At 67.4% G+C, this 17,889-nt stretch carries 18 protein-coding genes and 1 riboswitch; of the genes, 3 read left to right on the top strand and 15 right to left on the bottom strand.

The window, feature by feature from the left end; translation table 11 throughout:
• Positions 1-26: 26 nt before the first annotated feature.
• The 15 genes from gap to MHN80_RS00145 form a co-directional block, all read right to left on the bottom strand.
• On the bottom strand, positions 27-1,046 hold the full coding sequence (gene gap, locus MHN80_RS00215; protein ID WP_004021964.1) for a type I glyceraldehyde-3-phosphate dehydrogenase: 1,020 nt from the start codon (positions 1,044-1,046) through the stop codon (positions 27-29).
• A 192-nt stretch (positions 1,047-1,238) separates the two neighbouring features.
• Positions 1,239-2,216, bottom strand: a complete 978-nt coding sequence (gene whiA / locus MHN80_RS00210; RefSeq protein WP_174316851.1) for a DNA-binding protein WhiA — start codon at positions 2,214-2,216, stop codon at positions 1,239-1,241.
• Positions 2,217-2,286: 70 nt separating this feature from the next.
• A complete protein-coding gene (yvcK, locus tag MHN80_RS00205; protein WP_101818829.1) occupies positions 2,287-3,312 on the bottom strand; it encodes a uridine diphosphate-N-acetylglucosamine-binding protein YvcK in 1,026 nt (341 codons plus the stop codon).
• Positions 3,309-4,241: an RNase adapter RapZ gene (rapZ, locus tag MHN80_RS00200; protein ID WP_101818962.1), complete on the bottom strand. Its 933-nt coding sequence runs from the start codon at positions 4,239-4,241 to the stop codon at positions 3,309-3,311. The genes yvcK and rapZ overlap by 4 nt, the downstream gene beginning before the upstream one ends.
• Positions 4,234-6,285 carry an excinuclease ABC subunit UvrC gene (gene uvrC / locus MHN80_RS00195; RefSeq protein ID WP_239398605.1) on the bottom strand — a complete coding sequence of 684 codons (2,052 nt, stop codon included), beginning with the start codon at positions 6,283-6,285 and terminating at the stop codon, positions 4,234-4,236. The genes rapZ and uvrC overlap by 8 nt, the downstream gene beginning before the upstream one ends.
• Before the next feature lie 10 nt (positions 6,286-6,295).
• The gene (locus MHN80_RS00190; protein WP_004021969.1) at positions 6,296-6,790 is read right to left on the bottom strand and encodes a PH domain-containing protein; all 495 of its coding nucleotides are present in this window, start codon (positions 6,788-6,790) and stop codon (positions 6,296-6,298) included.
• Positions 6,787-7,299 carry a 6,7-dimethyl-8-ribityllumazine synthase gene (ribH, locus tag MHN80_RS00185; protein ID WP_101818827.1) on the bottom strand — a complete coding sequence of 171 codons (513 nt, stop codon included), beginning with the start codon at positions 7,297-7,299 and terminating at the stop codon, positions 6,787-6,789. Before ribH ends, MHN80_RS00190 begins: the two co-directional genes overlap by 4 nt.
• Complete coding sequence (locus MHN80_RS00180; protein WP_064570772.1) at positions 7,296-8,621, bottom strand: bifunctional 3,4-dihydroxy-2-butanone-4-phosphate synthase/GTP cyclohydrolase II; 1,326 nt, start codon at positions 8,619-8,621, stop codon at positions 7,296-7,298. The genes ribH and MHN80_RS00180 overlap by 4 nt, the downstream gene beginning before the upstream one ends.
• Positions 8,622-8,641: 20 nt before the next feature.
• On the bottom strand, positions 8,642-9,280 hold the full coding sequence (locus MHN80_RS00175; protein WP_239398603.1) for a riboflavin synthase: 639 nt from the start codon (positions 9,278-9,280) through the stop codon (positions 8,642-8,644).
• 44 nt (positions 9,281-9,324) lie between these two features.
• A riboswitch (FMN riboswitch) is annotated at positions 9,325-9,481 on the bottom strand.
• Between the two features lie 82 nt (positions 9,482-9,563).
• Positions 9,564-10,589 carry a bifunctional diaminohydroxyphosphoribosylaminopyrimidine deaminase/5-amino-6-(5-phosphoribosylamino)uracil reductase RibD gene (ribD, locus tag MHN80_RS00170; RefSeq protein ID WP_239398601.1) on the bottom strand — a complete coding sequence of 342 codons (1,026 nt, stop codon included), beginning with the start codon at positions 10,587-10,589 and terminating at the stop codon, positions 9,564-9,566.
• A 4-nt stretch (positions 10,590-10,593) separates the two neighbouring features.
• Positions 10,594-11,298 (bottom strand): ribulose-phosphate 3-epimerase, encoded by a 705-nt coding sequence (rpe, locus tag MHN80_RS00165; protein ID WP_239398599.1) that lies wholly within the window; start codon positions 11,296-11,298, stop codon positions 10,594-10,596.
• A gap of 53 nt (positions 11,299-11,351) precedes the next feature.
• Positions 11,352-12,080, bottom strand: a complete 729-nt coding sequence (locus MHN80_RS00160) for a hypothetical protein (RefSeq protein ID WP_239398597.1) — start codon at positions 12,078-12,080, stop codon at positions 11,352-11,354.
• A 52-nt stretch (positions 12,081-12,132) separates the two neighbouring features.
• Positions 12,133-14,253 (bottom strand): hypothetical protein, encoded by a 2,121-nt coding sequence (locus tag MHN80_RS00155; RefSeq protein WP_239398595.1) that lies wholly within the window; start codon positions 14,251-14,253, stop codon positions 12,133-12,135.
• A gap of 388 nt (positions 14,254-14,641) precedes the next feature.
• Positions 14,642-14,950 carry a hypothetical protein gene (locus tag MHN80_RS00150; protein ID WP_239398593.1) on the bottom strand — a complete coding sequence of 103 codons (309 nt, stop codon included), beginning with the start codon at positions 14,948-14,950 and terminating at the stop codon, positions 14,642-14,644.
• A 96-nt stretch (positions 14,951-15,046) separates the two neighbouring features.
• A complete protein-coding gene (locus MHN80_RS00145; RefSeq protein WP_239399252.1) occupies positions 15,047-16,306 on the bottom strand; it encodes a DUF222 domain-containing protein in 1,260 nt (419 codons plus the stop codon).
• 190 nt (positions 16,307-16,496) lie between these two features.
• On the opposite strand from MHN80_RS00145, the gene MHN80_RS00140 reads away from it, so the two are divergent.
• Genes MHN80_RS00140 through MHN80_RS00130 form a run of 3 tightly spaced genes read left to right on the top strand, consistent with a single transcriptional unit; the run spans position 16,497 to position 17,868 of the window.
• Positions 16,497-16,832, top strand: a complete 336-nt coding sequence (locus tag MHN80_RS00140) for a helix-turn-helix transcriptional regulator (protein WP_064570765.1) — start codon at positions 16,497-16,499, stop codon at positions 16,830-16,832.
• Positions 16,829-17,308 carry an SRPBCC domain-containing protein gene (locus tag MHN80_RS00135; protein WP_239398591.1) on the top strand — a complete coding sequence of 160 codons (480 nt, stop codon included), beginning with the start codon at positions 16,829-16,831 and terminating at the stop codon, positions 17,306-17,308. Before MHN80_RS00140 ends, MHN80_RS00135 begins: the two co-directional genes overlap by 4 nt.
• Positions 17,305-17,868 (top strand): dihydrofolate reductase family protein, encoded by a 564-nt coding sequence (locus MHN80_RS00130; RefSeq protein WP_239398589.1) that lies wholly within the window; start codon positions 17,305-17,307, stop codon positions 17,866-17,868. Before MHN80_RS00135 ends, MHN80_RS00130 begins: the two co-directional genes overlap by 4 nt.
• The last annotated feature ends 21 nt before the right edge of the window (positions 17,869-17,889 follow it).

Below are 17,889 nucleotides of genomic sequence, written 5' to 3'. Positions count from 1 at the left end.
TGACTCCTAAGGTCGTTGGGGGCGGGTCAGAGCGACTTGCCGACGAGACCGATGAGGTCGACGAGGCGGTTGGAGTAGCCCCACTCGTTGTCGTACCAGGACACGACCTTGGCCTGGTCGTCGATCACCTTGGTCAGGCCGGCGTCGAACAGCGAGCTGTGCGGGTCGGTGACGATGTCGGACGAGACGATCGGCGCGTCGTAGTACTTGAGGATGCCCTTGAGCGGACCGTCGGCAGCCGCCTTGAGCGCCGCGTTGATCTCGTCGGCGGTGGCGGTCTTCGACAGCTGCGCGGTGAGGTCGGTGACCGAACCGGTGGGGATCGGGACGCGCAGGGCGTAGCCGTCGAGCTTGCCCTTCAGCTCCGGGAGCACCAGGCCGATGGCCTTGGCGGCACCGGTCGAGGTCGGCACGATGTTGATGGCCGCGGCGCGGGCGCGACGCAGGTCCTTGTGCGGGCCGTCCTGCAGGTTCTGGTCCTGGGTGTAGGCGTGGATGGTGGTCATCAGGCCCTTGACGATGCCGAACTCGTCGTTGAGGACCTTCGCCAGCGGGCCGAGGCAGTTGGTGGTGCACGACGCGTTGGAGATGATGTTCTGGCTGCCGTCGTACTTGTCGTCGTTGACGCCCATGACGATCGTGATGTCCTCATCCGACGCCGGAGCGGAGATGATGACCTTCTTGGCGCCGGCGTCGAGGTGTCCCTGCGCCTTGGCGCGAGCGGTGAAGATGCCGGTCGACTCGACGACGACGTCGACGCCCAGGTCGCCCCACGGGATCGCGGCCGGGCCTTCCTTGACCTCCAGGGCCTTGATCTTCTGCTCACCGACGACGATGGTGTCGTCGCCCTCGAGGGTGACGTCGTCGGCGAGGCGACCGAGGATGGAGTCGAACTTCAGCAGGTGTGCGAGGGTCGCGTTGTCGGTCAGGTCGTTGACCGCGACGATCTCGATGTCGGTGGTGCCCAAAGCCTTTTGCGCTTCGACGGCGCGGAAGAAGTTGCGGCCGATCCGGCCGAATCCGTTGACGCCTACCCGAACAGTCACAGTTGTGCTCCTTAGCGGTATTCATGGTCGGGCCTGGTGGTCAAGCCCTGTCTGGCCGCGCGTGAGCGGTCAGCGAAAGCACACCTGAGTGGTCACGCCTCCGCGCACGTCGCCACCAGCCTAGTAGGCGACCCTGTGCTCGGCACACCGCAGGTCCGGGTCGGGCACACCGGTGGTCCTCCGGCGCGTGACTCAGGCCTCGTCGAGCAGCTCGGAGGTGACCGCGGATTCGGTGTCGGGGATGCCGTCCTGGCGCGCCTTCTTGTCGGCCATCGACAGCAGCCGCCGGATTCGACCGGCGACGGCGTCCTTGGTCATCGGCGGGTCGGCGAGCTGGCCGAGCTCTTCCAGAGACGCCTGCCGGTGCGTGATGCGGAGCTGCCCGGCGGCGATGAGATGGTCGGGCACCTCGTCGCCGAGGATGTCCAGCGCACGTTCGACGCGGGCCGCGGCCGCGACCGCCGCACGCGCCGAGCGACGCAGGTTGGCGTCGTCGAAGTTGGCCAGGCGGTTGGCGGTCGCGCGGACCTCCCGCCGCATCCGGCGTTCCTCCCAGACGAGCCTCGTGTCGTGGGCGCCCATGCGGGTGAGCAGCGCCCCGATGGCCTCGCCGTCGCGGATGACGACCCGATCGGCGCCGCGGACCTCACGCGCCTTGGCCGTGACACCGAGTCGCCGCGCCGCGCCGACCAGGGCGAGCGCCGCCTCCGGTCCGGGGCAACTGACCTCCAGGGCCGACGACCGGCCCGGTTCGGTGAGCGAGCCGTGGGCGAGAAACGCTCCGCGCCAAGCGGCCTCGGCGTCGGCGACACTGCCGCCGACGACCTGTGCGGGCAGGCCGCGCACCGGCCGGCCACGCAGGTCGAGGAGTCCGGTCTGCCGGGCCAGGCCTTCGCCGTCCTTGGTGATCCGCACGATGTAGCGCGCCGACTTGCGCAGTCCGCCGCCCCGCAGGACGTGGACGTCGGAGGCGTAGCCGTACAGGTCGTGGATCTCCCGTCGCAGCCGGCGGGCCACGTTGCCCATGTCGACCTCGGCCTCCACCACCACGCGGCCCGCGACGATGTGCAGGCCACCGGCGAATCGAAGCAACGCCGACACCTCGGCTCTCCGGCAACTCACCTGAGTCACCGACAGGCGACTGAGTTCGTCCTTCACCGCCGCCGTCATCGCCACCGGTACCTGTCCTCCTGTCAACAGACCACACGTCCCTCGAAGAATCGCGGAGACTTCGCCTGGGTCAGGCGTCCGCTCGGCCAGAGTAACGGGTCAGTTCACCTTCGCACAGTTCGTTCACCACGGCGGCGACTTTCGCCGGGTCATGGACCTGTCGGCCGGGCACTGCGACGTCCCCGACATTCAGCTCGGCGCCGAACAATCCGGCCGCCCGCACCAGGTGGTCACGTTCCCGCCCGGCGGGGACCGACGACGCGTCCACGAGGACGTGGTCGACCCGGAACGTGTTCGCGTGCGCGTGCAGCACATGGAGGTGCCGCTCGACCGAGAACCCCGGCGTCTCCCCCGGCTCGGGTGCCAGATTGACCACCAGCACCTTGCGAGCGTGGCTGCGCTGCAGTGCCTTCAGCTGCTCGGGCACCAGCACATGCGGGATCACACTGGAGAACCAGGAACCCGGCCCCAACATCACGAGATCGGCCGATTCGATTGCCGCGAGGGCTGATTCGCAGGCCGGCGGATCGTTCGGCAGCAGCCGGACGCGGCGAACCTTGCCGGGTGTGGTGGCCACGGCCACCTGGCCGCGGATCTCGCGACTGATCCGCGGGTCCGCCTCGAGTCCGGAGACGTCGGCCTCGATGTCGAGCGGCACGGTCGACATCGGCAGCACGTGCCCCGTGATGCCGAAGATGGCCCGCAACTCGGCGAGCGCCCCGACCGTGTCGCCGAGGACCTCGGTGAGCCCGGCGAGGAGGAGGTTGCCGATGGGATGTCCGGCCAGTGCCCCGCGGCCGCCGAATCGGTGCTGCAGGACCTCGGCCCACAGCTCCTGTCGACGGCGGGCGAGCGGATCGGCGGTCGGCGAGTCCTCGAGCCCCGTGGGGGTACTCATCAACGCGGCGAGCGCCATTCGCAGGTCGCCGGGCGGGATGAGTCCGAGCTCGGCACGCAGGCGCCCGGACGATCCGCCGTCGTCGGCGACGGTGACCACCGCGGTGATGTCGGCGCTGAGGTAGCGCATCGCGGTCAGCGTGGCGTAGAGGCCGTGTCCGCCGCCGAGGGCGACGATGCGGGGCTCCCGGGCACTCATTCGCGCCCCAGGTCGCGGTGCATCACCCGGACGTCGTAGGACGCGGTCCCGGCGTCGTCGACGGCGCGGCGCAGACGAGCCGACAGTTCCTCGGCGATGGCCACACTGCGGTGTTTTCCGCCGGTGCACCCGACGCTGATCGTCATGTAGCGCTTGCCTTCCCGGAGATAGCCGCGTCCGACGATCGACACCAGCCCGGTGTAGAGGTCGAGGAATCCGTCCGCGTCCGGCTGACCGAGGACGTAGTCGCGGACCGGCGCCTCCCGGCCGTTGTGATCGCGCAACTCGTCGATCCAGTGCGGGTTGGGCAGGAACCGGACGTCGGCGACGAGATCGGAATCGATGGGCAGCCCGTATTTGAAGCCGAACGACTGCACCGCGATCGAGAGCCGGGGTTCGGTGTCACCGGGCGCGACGCCCTCGACGATCGCGCGGAGTTTGGCCGCGGTCAGCGCGGAGGTCTCCACGACCAGGTCGGCGACGTTCTTGATCGGGGCCAGGATCGCGCGCTCGCGGGCGATCCCTTCGACGAGGGTCTCCTTGCCCTGCAACGGGTGCCGCCGGCGTACCTGTTCGAAGCGCCGGACCAGCACCTGGTCACTGGCGTCGAGGTACAGCAGCCGGGTGCGAATCCCGGACTGCTCCAGGCTGTCCCGCAGTTGTTCGAGCTGGTGGGCGAGGTTGTCGTCGGAGGCGCGGAGCACCATGGCGAGCCGGGTGATGGCGGGATCGTCCGCCCGGACCATCCCGACCATCGTCGAGATCAGTGACGGGGGCACGTTGTCGGCGACGTACCAGCCGTCGTCCTCCAGCACGTTCGCCGCGGTGGATCGCCCCGCACCGGACATCCCCGTCACGAACAGCACCGTGAAATCGGTTCCGGTCTGCGTCGCGGTCACCGTGCTCTCCCCTTCGGTGTGGTCACTCATCGCCACCACGTCCCGCGTCACCGGTCGCCACCGTCATCTCCTTCTCGGCTCCCGCCGGGGCCGGGGTCGGGGTCTGTTCGGGCGCCGGGGTCTCGTCGGAGAGCGCGGTCTTGACCGCACGCGCCGTGGTGAGACCGATTCCGGGCACCTGGGATATCTCGTCCAAGGATGCCTCACGGAGGCGCGCCACCGACCCGAAGTGGGTCACGAGCGCGGTGCGGCGGGTCCGGCCCAGACCGGGGACGCCGTCGAGCACCGACTCGGTCATCCGCTTGCTGCGCTTGCTGCGGTGGAACGTGATGGCGAAGCGATGCGCCTCGTCGCGGACGCGCTGCAGCAGGAACAGGGCCTGGCTGTTGCGCGGCAGGATCATCGGGTCGTCGTCGCCGGGCACCCACACCTCCTCGAGGCGTTTGGCGAGTCCGATCACCGAGACATCGGTGATGCCGAGCTCGTCGAGCACCGCCGCCGCGGCGTGCACCTGGGGCGCGCCACCGTCGACGACGAAGAGGTTCGGCGGGTAGGCGAACTTCCGGGGCTGGGCCGGCGTGTCGGCGGCGGCGCTGATCTCCCCGGACACCGGAGGCGGCGCGTCGGAGTCGGTGCGGTGCCGGAGGAACCGGCGTCGCGTGACCTCGGCGATGGACGCGACGTCGTCGGAGTGCCCCTCGCCGGCCGCATGCCGGATCGAGTAGTGCCGATAGTCGGACTTGCGCGGCAGACCGTCTTCGAAGACGACGAGCGAGGCGACCACGTCGGTGCCCTGGACGTGCGAGATGTCGACACACTCGATGCGCAGCGGCGCCTGGTCGAGCAGCAGGGACTCCTGTAGCTCGGTGAGGGCCGCCGAGCGGGTCGTGAGGTCGCCCGCGCGCCGGAGCTTGTGCTGCGCAAGGGCTTCGCCCGCGTTCCGGGCGACGGTCTCGAACAGCGCCTTCTTGTCGCCGCGCTGCGGCACCCGCAGCCGCACCCGACTGCCCCGGAGACCGGACAGCCACTCCTCGAGTTCCCCGGCGTCGGACGGCAACTCCGGGACCAGCACCTCGCGCGGGATCGACTCGCCGTGTGCACGGTCGGTTCCGACGTCGACCGTGGCGTCGAAATCGACCTGGGCGCCGTAGAACTGGGTGACGAACTCCCCCACCACATCGCCGTCGGTGCCGTTGTCGCTGCGCTCGACGACCCATCCGCGCTGACCGCGCACCCGTCCGTCGCGGACGTGGAAGACCTGGACCGACACCTCGAGCTGGTCGCCGGCGAGCGCGATGACGTCGGCGGTGGTGCCGTCGCCGAGCACGACGGCCTGCTTCTCCATCGCGCGTCGCATCGCACCGATGTCGTCACGCAGCCGGGCGGCACGCTCGAAGTCGAGGTCCTCGGCCGCGGCGGACATGTCTCGTTCCATCCTGCGGATCATCAGGTCGGTGCGGCCGGCGAGGAAGTCGCAGAAGTCCTCGACTATCTCGCGATGTTCCTCGGCGTCCACCCGTCCCACACAGGGAGCCGAACACTTGTCGATGTAACCGAGCAGGCACGGCCGGTCGATCTGCCGGTGCCGTTTGAACACCCCGGCCGAACAGGTGCGGGCCGGGAACACCCGGGTCAGCAGGTCGACCGTCTCGCGGATCGCCCAGGCGTGAGCGTACGGGCCGAAGTACCGCACGCCGCGCCGACGCGGCCCCCGGTACACGAACAGGCGCGGGTACTCCTCGTTCAGCGTGACCGCGAGCATCGGATAGCTCTTGTCGTCGCGATACCGGACGTTGAAGCGCGGATCGAATTCCTTGATCCAGTTGTATTCGAGCTGGAGCGCCTCCACCTCGGTGCCGACGACGGTCCACTCGACCGACGCGGCCGTCGTCACCATCTGGCGGGTGCGGGGGTGCAGCGAGGTGATGTCGGCGAAGTACGACGTCAACCTCGACCGGAGGTTCTTGGCCTTGCCCACGTAGATGACGCGACGATGCTCGTCGCGGAACTTGTACACCCCGGGATCGGTCGGGATGGACCCCGGCGCGGGGCGGTAGGTAGTCGGGTCGGCCACGTGTTCCAGGCTAGTGGCCGGGCCGGACAGTCCCGCGGTAGCGCTCCTCCAGCTCGCGGAACCGGCCCATCGCGTCGATGGCGCGCTGACCGTCACCGGCCTGAACAGCCAGGACGGTGATGTGTTCGTCGGCGGGGAACAACAGCCACGCGCCGAAACCCTTCTCCGGGTACGTGAGACCGAGAACACGATCCCACTCGAAGAGTCGGACCGTCGCGAGATTGCGGACCTCGACACCGGCGGCGCCGACGCGCAGCCGCGGCCGGGTGAACAGCAGGATGGCCGCCGAGACCAGCACCCCGATGAGGATGATCGCGACCTGGTCGGAACCGCCGAGGTTGCGGACGCCGACGTCGTCGATCGTCAGCAGCAGACCGAACGTGATGTGGATCGCGAGCACCACCACGGCCGCCGCGATGGCCCACCGGGGCAGGTTGCGGGGCCGGTAGACCAGGTCCCACCCGGCCGCGTCGGATCCGGTCGGCGGGGTGTCCGCAGGACTCACGCCGATGCTCCTCCGACGGCCGCCGGGAGGCTCTCGCCGCGCTGCAGTGCGCGCAGGGTCAGCGCCGACGCCAGCGCGGCGACGGTTGCCTGGGCGCCCTTGTCCTCCGTCGAGCCCGGGAGGCCGGCACGCGCGATCGCCTGGTCCTCGGTGAGCACCGTGAGCACGCCGTTGCCGACCGGTGTCGACTCGTCCAGCGACACCCGCGTGAGACCCGCGGTGACGGCGTCACACACGTAGTCGAAATGCGGTGTCTCGCCTTTGATCACGACACCGAGGGCGACCACCGCGTCGTGGGTGCGGGCCAGCGCCTGCACGATCACGGGCAGTTCGATGGCGCCCGCGACCTGCACGATCGTCGGTTCGGTCACGCCGTTGTCGCGCGCGGCCCGGATGGCCCCGTCGAGCAGTGCGCCACAGACGGTCTCGTGCCACTGCGACGACACGATGGCGAGACGCAGGGCCCCGGCGTCGGCGAGTTCGAGGGTCGGCTCTCCGTGGCCGCTCATGCAGGTGCTCCTTCGGATGCGCCGTCGGTGGGCTGTGCGTGATCGTCGAGGCCGACGAGGTCGTGGCCCATCCGATCCCGCTTGGTGCGCAGGTAGCGCAGGTTCTCGGCGTTGGCGCGCACCGGCATCGGGACGCGGTCGACGATGTGCAGGCCGTATCCGTCGAGCCCGACGCGCTTCGCCGGGTTGTTGGTCAGCAGTCGCATGGACCGCACCCCGAGGTCGACCAGGATCTGGGCGCCGAGTCCGTAGTCGCGCGAATCCGCGGGCAGACCGAGTTCGAGGTTGGCGTCGACGGTGTCGGAGCCGGCGTCCTGCAGCTGGTAGGCCTGCAGCTTGTGCAGCAGGCCGATGCCGCGGCCCTCGTGGCCCCGCATGTACAGGATGATGCCCCGGCCCTCGGCGGCCACCATCTCCATCGCCGCGTCGAGTTGCGGACCGCAGTCGCAGCGGAGCGAACCGAAGACGTCACCCGTCAGGCACTCCGAGTGCACGCGCACCAGCACGTCGTGTCCGTCGGCGTCACCGCCGGCGATGTCGCCCTTCACGAGCGCGACATGTTCGACGTCGTCGTAGACGCTGGAGTACCCGACCGCGCGGAAATCGCCGTGGCGCGTGGGGATCCGGGCGTCGGCGACACGCACCACATGCTTTTCGTGACGACGACGCCAGGCGATGAGGTCGGCGATCGAGATCAGCGCCAGGTCGTGTTCGTCGGCGAACACACGCAGCTCGTCGGTCTGCGCCATCGAGCCGACGTCCTTCTGGCTGACGATCTCGCAGATCACCCCGGCCGGCGCCAGATCGGCGAGGCGGGCGAGGTCGACCGCTGCCTCGGTGTGCCCGGGACGGCGCAGCACGCCGCCTTCCTTCGCCCGCAACGGGACCACGTGGCCGGGGCGGGTGAAGTCCGCCGCGGCGGCGTCGGGATCGGCCAGCAGGCGCATCGTCGTGGCACGGTCGGCGGCACTGATGCCGGTCCCGATGCCCTCGCGGGCGTCGACGGTCACGGTGTAGGCCGTGCCGTGCTTGTCCTGGTTCATCGAGTACATCGGCGGCAGACCGAGTCGGTCGCAGGCGTCGCCGTCGAGCGGGACGCACAGGTAGCCGGAGGTGTAGCGCACCATGAAGGCCACCAGTTCGGGGGTCGCCTTCTCGGCCGCGAAGATCAGATCGCCCTCGTTCTCGCGGTCCTCGTCGTCGACCACGACGACGGCCTTGCCCGCCGCGATGTCGGCGATGGCGCGTTCGATCGTGTCGAACGCGACGCCGGTCTGCCCGGCTGCGGTCACGTCATCACCGTCATTTGGCGACTCGCTCATCAGAACCTCACTCGTTGTGCTCATTTCGTCCCCGCAACATCAGGAGTACCAGTCGTGTCCGAACCCAGATGAAGGCGCTCGACGTATTTGGCGATGACGTCGACCTCGAGGTTGACCACGGTGCCGGGCCGGGCGGCGCCGAGATTGGTCTCGTTGAGGGTCGTCGGGATCAGGGAGATCTCGAACCAGGAGTCGTCGCCCGATCCGCCGACCGCCGACACGGTGAGGGAGACACCGTCGACGGTGATCGATCCCTTCTCGACGAGGTAGCGCGTGAGCGTCGCGGGAACGGCGATCCGCACGACCGTCCAGTTCTCCGACGGGTCGACCGCAGCGATCGTTCCCGTGCCGTCGACGTGTCCCTGCACGATGTGGCCGCCGAAACGACCGTTCGCGGGCATGGCGCGCTCGAGGTTGACGGTGCTTCCGGCGGCGAGGTCGGACAGCGAACTGCGGCGCAGCGTCTCGCCCATCACGTCGACGGTGAACTCACCGGGACGGAGGTCGACGACGGTCAGACACACGCCGTTGACGGCGATCGAGTCGCCATGACCGGCGTCGGCGGTGACCACTGGGCCGCGCACGGTGAATCGGGCGGCGTCGGAGAGATCCTCGCGGTCGGCGATGACGCCGAGTTCTTCCACGATTCCGGTGAACACGCACTCCTCCTGCTCGCTCGGAGCAGACAGGGCGGCCTCGTGTCGCCTGTTCTCTCGCATCCGGACTGTGACCGTCGGCTTCGGATTCGCACCGAATCTGCTGTCCCTGCCTGGTGGCAGGCGCTCGCGGGCTGGACGATGCGGATCCACCGCACCCTCATCACCGCCGGTGGGGAATCTCACCCCGCCCCGAGAACTGGTGACATCGACGCTAGCACGGTCCGCGATGTCAGTCGCATTGCGATTCCGGTGAGTGAAAAGCGTCGCCGACATGTCGCGTCGCTCAGATGTCGCGCGAGGTTGTCGACGGTCGCGCCAGGGTGACGAGGACGTCCTCGCCGAGCCGGGTCACCGAGCTCGTGCGGAAGCGCAGGCCGTCGGCGAGGGTGGTCACCCCCGGGATCTCGACCGAGCTGCGTCCGGCGCCCAGCACCAGCGGGGCGACGTAGGTGTGTACCTCGTCGACGAGTCCGGCCGCGAAGAACGCCCCCAGGATGTGTGGCCCGCCCTCGACCAGCACCCACAACGCGTCGGGCAGTGCTGTGAGGACGTCGGCGGGATCGTGGGAGTCGACCTGGATCAGCGGGCCGCCGGCGGGCTCGCGGAGGCGGGCGTCGGCCGGGAGGTCGCGATGGCCGAGAACGACCCGCGCCGGCTGGTGCGGATACAGCATGCCGTCGGCCGTGCGCGCGGTGAGCGTGGGGTTGTCGGCCAGCGCGGTGCCGGTACCGATGACGATGGCGTCGATCCGGGCGCGCTGTGCGTGCGCGTGATCGCGGGCCGCCGGACCGGTGATCCACTGGCTGGTGCCGTCGGGCGCGGCGATCCGGCCGTCGATTCCGGCGGCGATCTTCGCGGTGACGTGCGGGCGGCCGAGACGCTGCCGGGTGAGCCAGGGGCGGAGCGGACCGTTCTCGACGTCGGCGGCGCCGACTCCCCCGGTGACGCGCACCCCGGCGGCCCGCAGTGTGTCGGCGCCGCCGGCGGCGACCGGGTTGGGGTCGCTCACCGCGTAGTGGACCTCGGCGATGCCCGCCTCGACGAGGGCCTGCGCGCACGGGCCGGTCCGACCGGTGTGGTTGCACGGTTCGAGGGTGACGATCGCGGTGCCACCGCGCGCGGCGTCGCCCGCGGCTCGTAGTGCCATCACCTCGGCATGCGGTCCGCCGGGTGGTTGGGTCGACCCGACGCCGGCGACAGAGCCGTCGGCGTCGAGGATGATCGCGCCGACGGGCGGATTCGGTGAGCTGATCCCCATCGCCTCCCGGGACGCGCTGATCGCGCGTTCCATGGCGGCGGCGATGTCCATCGGGTCAGCCCTGGCTCTGAGCCCGAGCGGTGGCGGCCGATTCGCGGAGCGCAGCGACGGCCTGTCCGGGGTCGTCCGCACCGTAGACGGCCGATCCGGCGACGAAGCAGTCGATGCCGGCCTCGGCGGCCTCTTCGATCGTGTCCGCGTTGATCCCACCGTCGATTTCGACGAGCAGCCGCAGATCCTCGGAGTCGATGAATTTCCGGATGGCGCGGGCCTTCTCGAGAACCTCGGGAATGAACTTCTGACCACCGAAGCCCGGTTCGACGCTCATGATCAGCAGGGTGTCGAAGTCGCGCAGGATCTCCAGGTACGGCTCCAGCGCGGTTCCCGGCTTGATCGAGAGCCCCGCCTTCGCCCCCGCCGCGCGGATGTCACGGGCGACGCCGATCGGGTTCTCGGTGGCCTCGGCGTGGAAGGTGACGTTGTGCGCGCCGGCCTCGGCATACGGCGGCGCCCAGCGCTCCGGGTTCTCGATCATCAGATGGCAGTCGAGCGGGATGTCGGTGGCCTTCAGCAGGCTCTCGACGATGGGGAGTCCCAGGGTCAGGTTCGGCACGAAGTGCGCGTCCATGACATCGACGTGCAACCAATCGGCGCGGGTCTCGCCCGGCCGCGCCACGGCAGCGGCCTCGGCCGCGAGGTTCGCGAAGTCCGCGGAGAGGATGGACGGGGCGATCATGGGCGCGGTACCAGCGGTGCACATGGTCGACAAGTGTAGGGCGCGACCCACTCCGCGGACGAAAGCGCTCCGGGGTCTCAGAGGCCGTTGGCCGGCCAGCCGGGTGTGGGTGGCAGCACCGGCCACGGCTCGGGTCCCGTCTCGACCCCGACTCTCGGAAGGTCGGGGTTCGGCGGCAATGCGTTGCACGCGATGTGGTCGGCCCGATTCTCCGGACCCATTCCCAAGCGGTCGAAGAACGATACCTGCCAGCTACCGAAAACCGGAGTTGAAGGCGTGATCTGATGTCCATGGCGATCAGCAGGCGGCAACCTCTCCCCTGTGCGTATGAACTCGATCGTGATCGGATACGCCCAACGTTTCCCGATATTGCGCCACTCGACGCCAGAATCCGATCGTTGCTCGATGGACAGCAACTCACTGCGGCATAGCGTGAACCGACTGCGATCACCGGCGTCCTCTCGGCGCAGAGGCCGCATAAACAATGTGTTCACCACCCGGCTTGTCAGGCTATTGCTCGCCACCAGACGGATTCGCTCGTCGGTACCTGGCGGCGATGCCGCCGCGAAACCCGGATATCCCCACTCCATCGACTGCCCCTCAAAGGCAAGTTCGAACGACTCCGTGTACGCACGCACAAAAGTTGCTTCAGCGCTAGACAGGTCGAGGATGTCTGTCGGAATCCACCGGAAAGAAATATCCAAATCAGGTGGTAGCCGCTTCCCAGCGGGTACTACCGAAGAGCTAGTCGTCGTTTGCTCGGAGGGCGACGGTGTTACACCACAACCAGCGATGAACAGGGCCATACTAAGCATCGCCGCGACAAAGACACCTGGCGAGCGGCCAAAGTTGCCGCCTCTAACGTTTGTAAGCATCTTCTAGGTTTTCATTGTGGCGATCAGCGAAAAGACTGATGTCTACTCGCATCTTTCTTTGGATGAACGAAGCAGCTTCGCTTTCGTCAGTAACGTTCGACATCACACCGGAGCGCTTCATTTCGGCGAAATCTGCGCTGCTGTCACCCAAGAACAGATCACGAAAGTCGGGATCATCCGCGAGTTCCGGATGGGTCTCGAAGTATCCCGCGAGAATCTGCACGTATTTCGCGTTGGGATTGACATCGTCGTCGAACATGTCGTTGCGCAGCTGCTGGATTTCCGGGTCGGCCTTGATCATGTCCGGATCGGTCGGTAGCCCGGACAAATCCAGCTTGACCTGGGGCGCCGCGGCGTCGACGAGTAGCTTGACGGCTGGATCAAGACCTGGAACCGCGGTGAGAAGCGCCTTCGCGCTGTCGAACATGGCGCCGGCGACCGCCGCGTCGTGGGCGGCCAGGTGTCTGCCGTCGATCTTCGTTTCCTCGATGTGTGCATCCAGTCCGCCGATCATGGCTCCTTCGAGGCGTCCGGTGACCTCTCCGAGCCCGTAGTCGTGCGGGTTCTTGCCGAACTCCTGTTGCATCACATCGATCTGCAGGGCGGTCAAGGAGTTGACAATCCTTCCTGCGGCTGCATCCGAGTTCAGTATTTCGAGGGTCGACTTCAAGTCGCTCGCGTCGACTTCTGACACTCCATGCGTGTGAAAGAGCTGTGGATCGGCGCCTGCCAGAACAGCAGTGTGCGAGCCGATCGCGGAGGCCAGCGTGCGAGTGAGCTCGGGGTTGAGTTCGCCCAGCGCCGGTTTCCGATCTCCGATATCGATCAGCGCATCTTTGTTGTCGCCGAAGTACTGCGTGAGCGCAGTCGAAATATTGCCGGCTCGCTGGCTTTCGAGTATTGCCTCCGGAGAACTGCCGTCCGGCGCATATGCCGCGCCTGGCATCCAGTTGAAGAGTTTGTTGATGCCGTCGCTCTCACGCCCCGCCTCATCGGTCCAATCGAACGTCAGTAGATGCTTGAGGGCTTCGGCATCCTTGAATGACCGCTCGGTGCCGTCCATATCGAACGTGGTCGGCATCGTGCTGCTGGACGGATTGCCGGTTGCCGACATCACTGCGTCGTGTACCGCGATGTGATCACTGCCCGCGACCCCGAGCATGTGAACCAGGAGACTTTCGACTTCGCCCTTACCGACGAGATTGTGATCCAACAGGCCCGGATTGGAGGCATATTCAGTGGCACCTGCACCTGCGATCTCACTGGCTCTCGCGATCAATGCCCGGTCGACGTCGCTTCCCAACTGTACGGACTCCGAACCGTACACTCCACCTGCCGGATCGACCGAGCGATGTTCCAAGATGTCCATCACCGACTTGAGGTCGTCGAAGGTCTTCAGATCGGTGACCGACCTGTGGCCGCCGGAGTGCGCGCCCGAGTCCGGAACCGTCAGTCGGCCCTTACTCGCAGCAGATTCGGTCAGCGCGTCCCGGATCGGCGCCGGAAGTTGACTCATGCCGCCGGTCACGAATGGTGCTTGAGTCCCCCAGATCTCGGCAAACACATTCGAGTCGGTCTGCCCGGTCCGCAGGTTGCGGTTCCCGAGCATGTACACACCGTCAGCGAGACTCTGCTTCAGAGTTTCTCGCTCAGCGCCGGTGTACTTGTCGCCGAACGACTTCAGTGCGTCGAGCGAGAGGGGCTGCCCCTCGGGTCCGCCGCCCCAGTTCGGCGTGTAGATCGCTTTCAGGTAATCGAACTGTTCCTTGGGAATGACCGCAGAATCTCCGCGGGCCAGCGCTGCACGCTGTTCCGGGGTCAGGCTGGTCGCGCTGAAGAACCGATCCTTCTGCTCCCTCGTGGCGGTCCCACTCATGATGGCTTGGACATCGATACTGGCCTGGCCCGGTGAGTAGCTCGACGCCATCGGCGCATTGCCCTCCGCGTCCCCGAAGGCCGTCGCGAGCACTCGCGCCCCATTGCGATCGTCCTCACCCATCTGGTCTGCCAGTGACTGAAGCGAGAGGGTGGCCGTTTTGGCTTCTTCAGAACGCGACGCCTGGTCGGCGAGAATCGCACTTTCGGTCGCGCTCCCCGCCTCCACGCCCTTGAGCTCGGCCGCATAGTCCCGGGTGTCTCGTACAGTCCAGTCGTCGGCAACGCTGAATTTGTCCCGTTCCAGTCCGAGCGCGCGAAGCAGCGCCGTGGTGCGATTCGGGCCGATCGCTGACGAGGTATTCGTAGGACGTTGGCAGCGTGGGTGAGGTCGGCGCCGAGCTTGTTGATCTCGACCCGATCAGAGCCGGCGCGGGCTTCACATCCGAGCTGTGAGGCGCCGACCCACCCCTTCGAGTCACCGGCCCTCATCGGCGCGTCCGCCATCGCCTGCGTCTGTTTCCGTAGACCATCCACCCCGGCGTCGAGCGCGTTCGCCGCAGCATCCAGCGACATCACGTCCCACCCATTGACAATGGACCTCGATGGTCGTGACATCAGAACTCGCTGATCGCGCGGAAGCCGCTGGCCAGTGACTCCTCCGTGTCGGCAACGTCTCCGGCTGCCTGGTAGCAGGTCTGCGACACCTGGTCCATCCTCGCCGCCGCGCGACCCAACAACGAACGAACAGTGCCGTCTTTGCCTGCGCACGCCGCGCCGATCACCGACGCCGGCATCGCGGCCGACGCATCATCGAACGCAGACTTCCCCGACCACAACGCTCGCGTCTCCGACGAGCATCGAGCCAGTGTGTCGCCGACGCCGGTGATGATTCCCAGCTCCTCGACCCCGAACCGCTCAGCCATACAAACCCCCGAGTTTGCAGCAATCTACGACATGGCACACCGCCACGACGAACAACCTAGTACGACATCACCCCGCCACGCGTCCTCTATCCACACTCAGGACGCGGCGAGAATCTGGATCAGGCGCGTTTCGACGCCACTCCGTGTCCTCGGCCGGTGCCCGACCGCAGGTGGAGGCGCGCTCCGATGTCGGGCCCTGGTCGGTGTGATCACGTCGATCACGCGCACGCCGTCGACGACCTTCACGTCGTAGTACCAACCGCGGGCCTCCTTCGCGCGGTTGTGCACGACGCAGGTTCCGTCGGCGTTGACGGCGCTGGTCGGGCCGTGGCGGCGATGCGGTGTGGCGTGGTCGATCTCAGCGACCGGCGCACCGCAATAAGGGGCGCGGCACCGTTGATCTCGTAGACGGATGTATCCGGCGAGTGCGGTCGGAAAGCCGCGCGATCGCGATTCCATCGTCACCAGCGCCCCGTTCGACGGTCGGGCATACAGGCGGCGGAGCGTCGACGCGGTCTCACCCTCCGGTGTCACCGAATCAGCGACCAGGTGTCGGGCGACGGTCGCCGGGATCGGTCCATACCCGAGGACGTCCGCAGCCGAATCGTCGAACCCCAGCAAGGACTGCTCGGAAAGGACGAGATTCAGCGCCACCGGCGTCGGCTCGGCGACGGAACGACCGGTGACGCGTTCAACCAGGGTGTCGGCCATGACTTCTGCGTGCGAGCGGCCATCGGACCCGCGCACCGAGTCGGCGTGTTTCTTGAGCGCCGCGTACACCGCGATGCCGTCCGTCATCGGCAGAAGTGCCGAGAACTGCGTCATCAGGTCGGGTGCCGGCCGGACGCTCACGTGACGATCCTTTTCCGCCTTGGCCTTCCGAGCCACCACTGCTTCGGGTTCCAACTCATAGGCATGAGACTTGGCGAGCGCCTCGATCTCGCGGTCGGACATACCCACCAGCGCCGCTGGATCACCGCAGATGCGACGGTCGACCTCCTCACGCGATTCACGTATCAGGAAGGCGGTCTCACGAACCAGGATCGTCGCGCGCCACTCGGTGAGGACTCCTGCGGTGAGCGCCGCCAGAGTATGCGGCATCTCGTGCGCCAGGGCGCGGGCGAACCCGAGGCACTGACTCCCCTTGCGAGGCGACACCTTCCGTGCCAGACCCACTTCGGCAGCCAGGCCGCGCCCGCGCCGCCGTTGAGGGACGTTGCGCGCGGCCTCGTCAGCCGCGCGTAGGTCATCGAGATTCGCAGTCTCACGCACCTGAGCCGCGGTGCAGGCCGACTTGATCTCCTCGAGAAGGGTGAGCCTGCCCACCGATTCCGACTCGTCGAGGCCGACCGGCATCGCTGACAAGCCATCCACGATGGCCCGCAGATAGTCGGTACCCAAGAAGGATTTTATGTCCGGAGATGCCTCGTACATACATTCGATAGTACCTGAATATGCGCTGTTTGGGAGCAAGTTTACGCATCTCCGAGCAGTCTCTTTCATTTAGCCGTTGAGTTCAGTGAACAATCCTGCAACACTTAGCCACATGGCACATGGTTCGGCACCTCTGGACGACATCTTCGGCGCTCTGTCGGATCCAACGCGCCGCGCAGTCGTCGAACGACTGGGTCATGGGCCGGCGAGTGTCGGCGAACTCGCCGACCCCTTCCCCATCACCCTGCCGTCGTTCATGAAGCATCTCCGCGTTCTGGAGGACAGCGGGCTCGTCTTGACCAAGAAGGTCGGACGCACGCGGATGTGCACCCTCGACAGGCGCCGTATGCGCCGTCTGTCCACGTGGCTCGAACACCAACGCACCGTGTGGACCGAACGCACCGACCGTCTCGAAGACTTCGTCACCGACACCGAGGAGACACCATGATCGACCCCGAACTCGACCTCACGCTGCACCGGGTGATCCGCGCTCCGCGACAACGGATCTGGGATGCCTGGACCCGACCGGAGCTGTTCGCCAAGTGGTGGACGCCGGCTCCGACGGGCACCCGCGTCGACCGACTCGAAGCCAAGCCCGGCGGCGCGCTCGTGACCCGGATGAGCGAGGACGGAACCACTTTCGTCCCACACATGGACGCTGTCTTCCTGGTCGCGGACGCCCACGAGCGCCTGGTGTTCACCAATGCCGTCGACAGCTCATGGCGTCCCGCCGATCCATCGCCGGTTCCCATGACCGCGGAGATCACCCTCGGCGAACACGAGGACGGGACCGAATACAACGTCGTGGTGCGCCATCGCAGCCCGTCCGACCGTGACCGACACGACGAGCTGGGGTTCTACGACGGCTGGGGTTCGGTCACCGCTGCGCTCGCGGCCATCGTGGAAAACGAAGTCGTGCAGTGAAGATCACCGTCACCGAGTTCATCACGCTCGACGGGGTCACCCAGGGTCCCGGCGCCGCCGACGAAGACACCTCCAACGGATTTCACGCGGGCGGGTGGCTGGTACCTCACATGGACGAGTACTTCATCCGCCAGGCGTCGGAGTGGCTCGATCTGGCCGACGGACTGCTTCTCGGGCGGCGCACCTACGAGGCATTCGCCCGCGATTGGCCCGCGATCACCGATCCCGACGACCCGTTCACCGCTCGGATGAACGGGCTGCCGAAGTACGTGGTGAGCACGTCGCTCACCGATACGGAACTGGCGTGGCAACCGGCTACCCTGCTGTCCGACGACCCCATCGACGCGATCCGGGACCTGCGCGCGGACTCCGATCGAGAACCGCAGGTGCACGGGAGCGCGACGCTGGCGGCCGCACTGCTCGAGGCCGGCGTCGTGGACGTTCTCCGTCTCGTCGTGGCTCCGACCGCACTCGGCTGCGGGCGATCGCTGTTCGGACGCAACGAGATCGGACTCGGATTCCGGCTGATTCGGCACGATGCCACTGCCGGGGGCTGTTGATCCTGGAGTACGAGCCGGTGG

It is taken from the genome of Gordonia sp. McavH-238-E, from assembly GCF_022348225.1.
GTDB lineage: Bacteria > Actinomycetota > Actinomycetes > Mycobacteriales > Mycobacteriaceae > Gordonia > Gordonia terrae.
This window is presented reverse-complemented; position numbering and strand designations above follow the sequence as displayed.